Here is a 6,185-nt window from a genome sequence, read left to right as displayed (position 1 = left end):
TCAATAATACACATATTGCATTCTTATATAAATTTATTTTTCACTATTTTTTATAAACTATTGATATATAGATTTTTAGATGCTATACTGATGACAGACTTCATGAAGCGAACAGATCTGCAAGATCTAACAAAACAATCCATATTGATGCAAAGGAAAAAATTATGATGAACACATATGGTCCATTCCAGGATGTAAACAATATCATTGCAGAACGCAATCAACTTTCAAATGATTGTGCAAATCTTTCTATGCAAAATCAAAATTACCAGAACCAACTAAATGCGGCACATGGAATGCATATAACTGATCAGGAGACAATCAGACGTCTCTGTGGAACAATTGCATCCATGAAAGCTCAGACAGAACTTGCTTCCAGAGAATTCTATCGTGACAGTCAGGGCACAATCTGGTGCAGAGATTCAAGCGGCAAGAAAAGAGAAGTAGGCTATCTAAGAGAAACGAACTGTTTCATTCTTTTCTCTACCAATAACGGAAAAAAGAAAACAAGTATTATTGTTACCTATGAAACAAAAACGCATTCTGAAACAACGATTATTCCTAAGGAAGATATTCAAGCCAGAAAGCTGATAAAATATTTTTCCCATTTCAAAGTCAAATGTTCGCCTCAGATTGCAAACGATTATCTCTATCAGCTGCTTATGGATAACCTTGAAAATTGTACAGCAGCTATCACAATCCCTGAATTTCCAGGAATCGTTTTCCAGAAAAAAGATGGCGTTTTTACAAGAGCCAAATTTGTTTGCGGAGAAACTCGTTTGCCAGATATCTACGCTCCTTTTGTTTCAGAAGCTTATCGAAAGAAACAACTGCCTGCCGTAAGCAATACCTGTGAAACGATTCTCGCAAATGTAAAACCGCATTTGAACTCTGATACAGAGAAGCTCCTTTTGACATTCCTTTGTACTGCACCACTGTCAACTTATATGAAACAAATCCACTGTAATTTTACACCGATACTTTCCGTCTCATTTTCCGGTCTTGAATCAAAACAGCTCACCAGCGTGTTTCTAAAGACATATCACAGAGATAAGCAGCCCTATTCGCTAACTATGAGCAATTACGAGCTAACCAATCTTCTGAAACAGAGCAAAGATGAGGTCGTTGTATTGGTTGATGATACAGTCAGCGAAACCTGTAACAAGCGAACAAAGGCAATTGACACCATTCTGGATTTTCAATCGAATGCAGACTGTAAACCGTTTATGACTGCTGTGATCTCAAATGAAATCCAGCACTATTTGCCGCAGGGAATGGGAATTTTCCTAGAAACGAGTGAAGATTTTGGCAAGAAATATTCCGAGAAAGAACGTGCTAAGCTATCCAAGCAACTTGATGAAATGATACGATATTTTGTAGAAACATTCTGTAGTCATATTGGCGAATATGATGTATTTCTGCAAAAAAATATTGGAGCGATCAAAGTAGCAGAGAAGAATACATTTTCTTCCGACAGTCTTTGTACCGCATATGCTGTGCTCTTGTCAGTCCACTTCCTTTGGACACGCATTTTCCATGTTGAGCCCAGTTCAGATTTTGAAGAGTATCTGAAGAAAGTCATTCTGGATTCGCAAGATTTTGAAGGCGGAAAGACATTTTCCATCATTGATTCTTTTTTTAAGTTGCTGAACAACTTTATCGCAGAAGAAAAGTTTCAGATTGTCAGACTGGATAGAGAAATGCAGTACGAGAAAGGTTCTGATACCATTATCATTGACGGTGAACTTATGTTGATGGAAGAACGCATCTTAAAAGACTATTTTCTTCCCGAAATCACAGAGGCTCAAACTGTAAACGGCATCCTCAATCCGCTTGCGAAACACGAATGCCTGGTTGCTACAAATGGGCACAAAAAGCCTACGACCGTCTACAATCCAGACGGCATGGCAAACCATATCAACCTTGTTGCAGTCAAATACAGCGATATGGTGACTTCTGAGACACGCAAACGTATCGACAGCCTCAGCAGCAAAAAGTATTTCACGGACAAATCAGCGGAGCCTGATTTTCTGCCGCTTGTTCAGAATGTCTTTGGACAATACGCCGGACAAGTACTGAAAGCAGGAGAAAATCTGCATCACTGCATCACCGGCATTTCGGGAATGGGCAAGACTGTTTTCATGACACAGCTTATGGCAAGACTGGCAAAGAAGGGAAAACGTGTGATTGTTTTTGACAGCAGCGACTCCTTCTCCAAGGAGGAGTTGGAAAAGAGTCTGTCAAAGGAATTTATCCAGCAGTACATCTCCTTCCATGACATTTCTAAATCCGGTTTGCCAGTACATCTGATGTATCCATACCCAGATTATTCTGTCACTAAGAAAACAAACAGCTTTGGGGAAATCATCAGTCAGGCGATGCCGAACGCATCACAAATCCAGATAAACTTTTTGAAAAAGGCACTGAAGGAATGTGTGGCAGAGCAGGACTTTGATTATGAATCCCTTCTTTGTGTCCTGGACATCGGTTTTCCAGAAGTGAGTGACAGCACAAAGGACAGTGTCTACAGCAAGCTGAATGATGTCTTTGAGGAAATTATCGAATACGGTCATAATAAAAGCATGACAGACTGGTACACGTTCCTGGAATCGTGCAAGGACATCGTGGTTATCAAAGTAGACGAGCCTAGCATGAATACGCAGAGACCGCTTACCAATATGCTGCTTGCTTCCCTTCTCCAGGCACAGAAACATCGAAAACTGACACAAGAAGATCTGCCTCAGTTCAACATTTTCATCGATGAAATCCAAAATGAGAATCTTGAGAAAGGAAGTATCATTAGTCAGATCATGCGGGAAGGTCGAAAGTATAACCTTGGTCTGAACATCAGCACACAATTCATCGGCAGCGGCCACAAAAGCCACACGCTGAGACAAGCAGGCATCAATGTATACTTTAAGCCAGACAGCAATTCCAGAAGAGCCATGGCAGAGGCACTGAGTCTGAACAAAAAGGATCTCTGGAAAATTGATAAGCTGGGAAAGGGCGAATGCTTTATTCATGGTATGATGAAAAACTTTGAAACCGGTACACAAGAGGAGGCTACAATCATCGGAAAAACTTGCTTGCTTCCTGATTCCCCCTTTGCAGATAAATAAGACAGCGTAATATTTTTTAGGCAGTGGCTTCCCTCAGAAATGAGGGGAGCCGTTTTGTTACAGTATGCTTTTTCAATTGTATACCATTACAGTGAATCTGTGCCAGGTACTGATGATACGATCATGTCGACCGCATAGAAAAAACCGTCTTCGGACGGAACATAGGAGCATAACAAACCAGAGAAAGGAGGAACAAAAATGTTTCAGAACCAGCGCTTTCTGACCAGAGGTGTACAAGCAGCGATCCCGATAGAGTTGCAATTGTTTTTGTGGAATTGCATTGACCAACTGCCGAAAGAACGAGACTATTTCCAGGTGTTCAAGCTTGATGCGTTTGACGGAAAACAGCATATCCACCACTTTTCCGAGCAGCCGGAGTACAGCAAGGAATACCTAATTCCTACAGAGAAACCCATTACCACAAAGGTCTATGTCATTGACGATACCGACCATTCTACCATGCTCCTGGCAGAAGAGTATTAAACCCAAACACAAAGCCCTACCGATTCAGTTCGGTAGGGCAATTTTCATTTTATGGAGGAAAATCAAATGAGCGAAGAAGTAAAAACAACTGAAGAAAACCTGTATTGCGAGTGCTGCGGCTGTCTGATCGAGGATGACGACTACACCGAATGGGGCGGACAGATTCTCTGCTCCGATTGTCTGGGAAATCAAACCACCACCTGCGAATGCTGCGGCGAACGCATCTGGAACGAGGATGTCTACGGAGACAGCACCACCACCCTCTGTCAGCATTGCTACCAGCACGATTACACCCGATGCAGCTGCTGTGACGTTCTCCTGCACGAGGACGATGCCTATTATCTGAATGGTGAAACATACTGCCGAGACTGCTACGAGGACGAACGGGAGGAGAGCGATCTGATTCACGAATACGGTTACAAACCAGATCCCATTTTCTATGGAGAGGGCAACCGTTACTTCGGCATCGAACTGGAAATTGACGGAGCGGGCAAAGATGATGCCTATGCCGAAGAAATCCTGGACATCGCCAACGCCAATGCGGAACTGCTCTACATCAAGACGGACGGCTCGCTGGACGATGGTATGGAGTTGGTTTCCCATCCCTGCACCATGAACTATCACATCAATGAATTTCCCTGGGAGGACATCATGCACTGTGCGATTCATCAGGGCTATCGTTCTCATCAGACAAGCACCTGCGGTTTGCATCTTCATGTAAACCGGGATGCCTTTTCCGATGATCGAGAGGAACAAGAAGAGGTAATCAGCCGTATCCTGTACTTCGTGGAGCATCACTGGAATAAACTCTTGACATTCAGCCGCCGTTCCGAATACACCATGAACCGCTGGGCGGCAAGATACGGTTACGAACACACACCCAAGGCAATCATGGACAAGGCGAAAAAAGGCGGCAACGGTCGATACGCCGCTGTGAATCTCTGCAATTACCATACTGTGGAATTCAGACTTTTCAGAGGGACGCTCAAGTATAACACATTCCTTGCCACCATTCAGCTGTTCAACCGTATCTGTGATGCAGCCATGTACAACACCGATGACAGCATTGCGAAGTTGTCCTGGTCAGACTTTGCGGCGGATATTACAGAACCGGAATTGATCCAGTACTTGAAAGAGCGGCAATTGTACATCAACGACAGCGTTGAAGAAACGGAGGAATATTGAGATGTGTGCATTATTTGGTTGGCTGGACTATAAGGGCATTGTATCGGACAAGCTGCTGAAAAAGCTGACACAGGCGTTAGCAAATGCGGTGGAAGAACGTGGAACGGATGCTTCTGGTATCGCCTATGTGAAGAGCGGCAAGGTAACGATTTTCAAACGCCCAAAACCAGCTCACAAGATTCACTTTAACGCACCCAACGGCACAAAAGCTGTCATGGGTCACACAAGGATGACTACCCAGGGCAACGAGAAGTTCAACTACAACAATCACCCGTTCTATGGTCACGCCGATGTGAACTTCGCCTTTGCCCATAACGGCGTATTGTACAACGACAAGGAACTCAGAACCGAAAAGCACTTGCCGCAAACACAAATTGAAACAGACAGCTACGTTGCAGTGCAGTTGCTGGAACAGCAGGGCGAGCTGAACATCGATTCTCTCAAGAACATGGCAGAATCCGTGCAGGGCAGTTTCTGCTTTACCGCTCTGGACGAGAACAACACGCTCTACATTGTCAAAGGGTCAAATCCCATGTGCCTGCTCCACTTCGCAGAACTAGGGCTTTATGTCTATGCCTCAACGGAAAACATTCTGAAAAAGGCGTTGCAGAAATCCGATTTCCACAAATACCCGTTTGAAGTGCTGCACACGGAGGAAGGCACGATCTTGCAGATAGACCGCTATGGTTTCATGACCTGCTCTACATTTGAAGTCAGGGAAAACTTCCGATTCAGCAAATGGTACAACTGGTATAATGAGTTGGAAGAGGAATACACCCAGCAGGAAGAATTGCTGCTGGAGATGTGCAATTGTTATGGTGTAACAGAAGATGACGTTCTTTTGCTGCTGGACTATGGCTACTCTGCGGATGAGATCGAGGAAATGCTGTGCGATGCGACTTTTCTTCATAATACGATTTATACAATTCAGTGTCAAGAAAGCAATACGGCAATCTTTTAAATGTTTTGGCTGTCTCAGAAAGTACACTTTTTGAGGCAGTCATTTTTTCCTCAAAAACCTGTGCCAAAAGGTCTATTTTTGACTTTTGGGCCGTTCCAAAATCAGCAGAACTTTTTGAGACAATTGGAGGTGTTTTTATGGACAATAGAACATTCGGCTATGCCCGTGTTTCCAGCAAAGAACAGCACGAGGACAGACAAATCGAGGCACTTATAGTCTACGGTGTCAGCAGAGATAATATCATTGTGGACAAGTGTTCCGGAAAGGATACTGAACGTGAAGGCTATCAGTATTTGAAAAAGCAGATTCTCAGAAGCGGTGATACTCTTGTTATCAAAGAGCTTGACCGACTAAGTAGGAATAAAGCCGACATCAAAAAGGAACTAGGGAAACACTGATTAAATCTTCCCATTGAGCTACAAATATGGTATAATAGA

The 6,185-nt window shown here is 43.4% G+C and carries 4 protein-coding genes and 1 pseudogene; all 5 read left to right on the top strand.

Annotated features, from left to right (window positions below):
- Nucleotides 1-164: 164 nt before the first annotated feature.
- Nucleotides 165-3,119, top strand: coding sequence for a type IV secretion system DNA-binding domain-containing protein (locus QZ375_RS13370; RefSeq protein WP_295219751.1), 2,955 nt, complete (start codon nt 165-167; stop codon nt 3,117-3,119).
- Between the two features lie 198 nt (nt 3,120-3,317).
- Entirely contained in the window at nt 3,318-3,602 is a 285-nt protein-coding gene (locus tag QZ375_RS13365; RefSeq protein WP_295219750.1) for a DUF960 domain-containing protein, read from the top strand.
- A gap of 66 nt (nt 3,603-3,668) precedes the next feature.
- Complete coding sequence (locus QZ375_RS13360; protein WP_295219749.1) at nt 3,669-4,787, top strand: amidoligase family protein; 1,119 nt, start codon at nt 3,669-3,671, stop codon at nt 4,785-4,787.
- Between the two features lies 1 nt (nt 4,788).
- Nucleotides 4,789-5,748 carry a class II glutamine amidotransferase gene (locus QZ375_RS13355; RefSeq protein WP_295219748.1) on the top strand — a complete coding sequence of 320 codons (960 nt, stop codon included), beginning with the start codon at nt 4,789-4,791 and terminating at the stop codon, nt 5,746-5,748.
- Nucleotides 5,749-5,885: 137 nt separating this feature from the next.
- Nucleotides 5,886-6,131, top strand: a pseudogene (locus QZ375_RS13350) (recombinase family protein); the annotation flags it as partial.
- Nucleotides 6,132-6,185 lie beyond the last annotated feature (54 nt).

The organism is Ruminococcus sp. (genome assembly GCF_019417665.1).
Lineage (GTDB): Bacteria > Bacillota > Clostridia > Oscillospirales > Ruminococcaceae > Ruminococcus_C.
The sequence above is the reverse complement of the archived record's forward strand: the minus strand, read 5'-3'. Positions and strand labels throughout refer to the sequence as shown.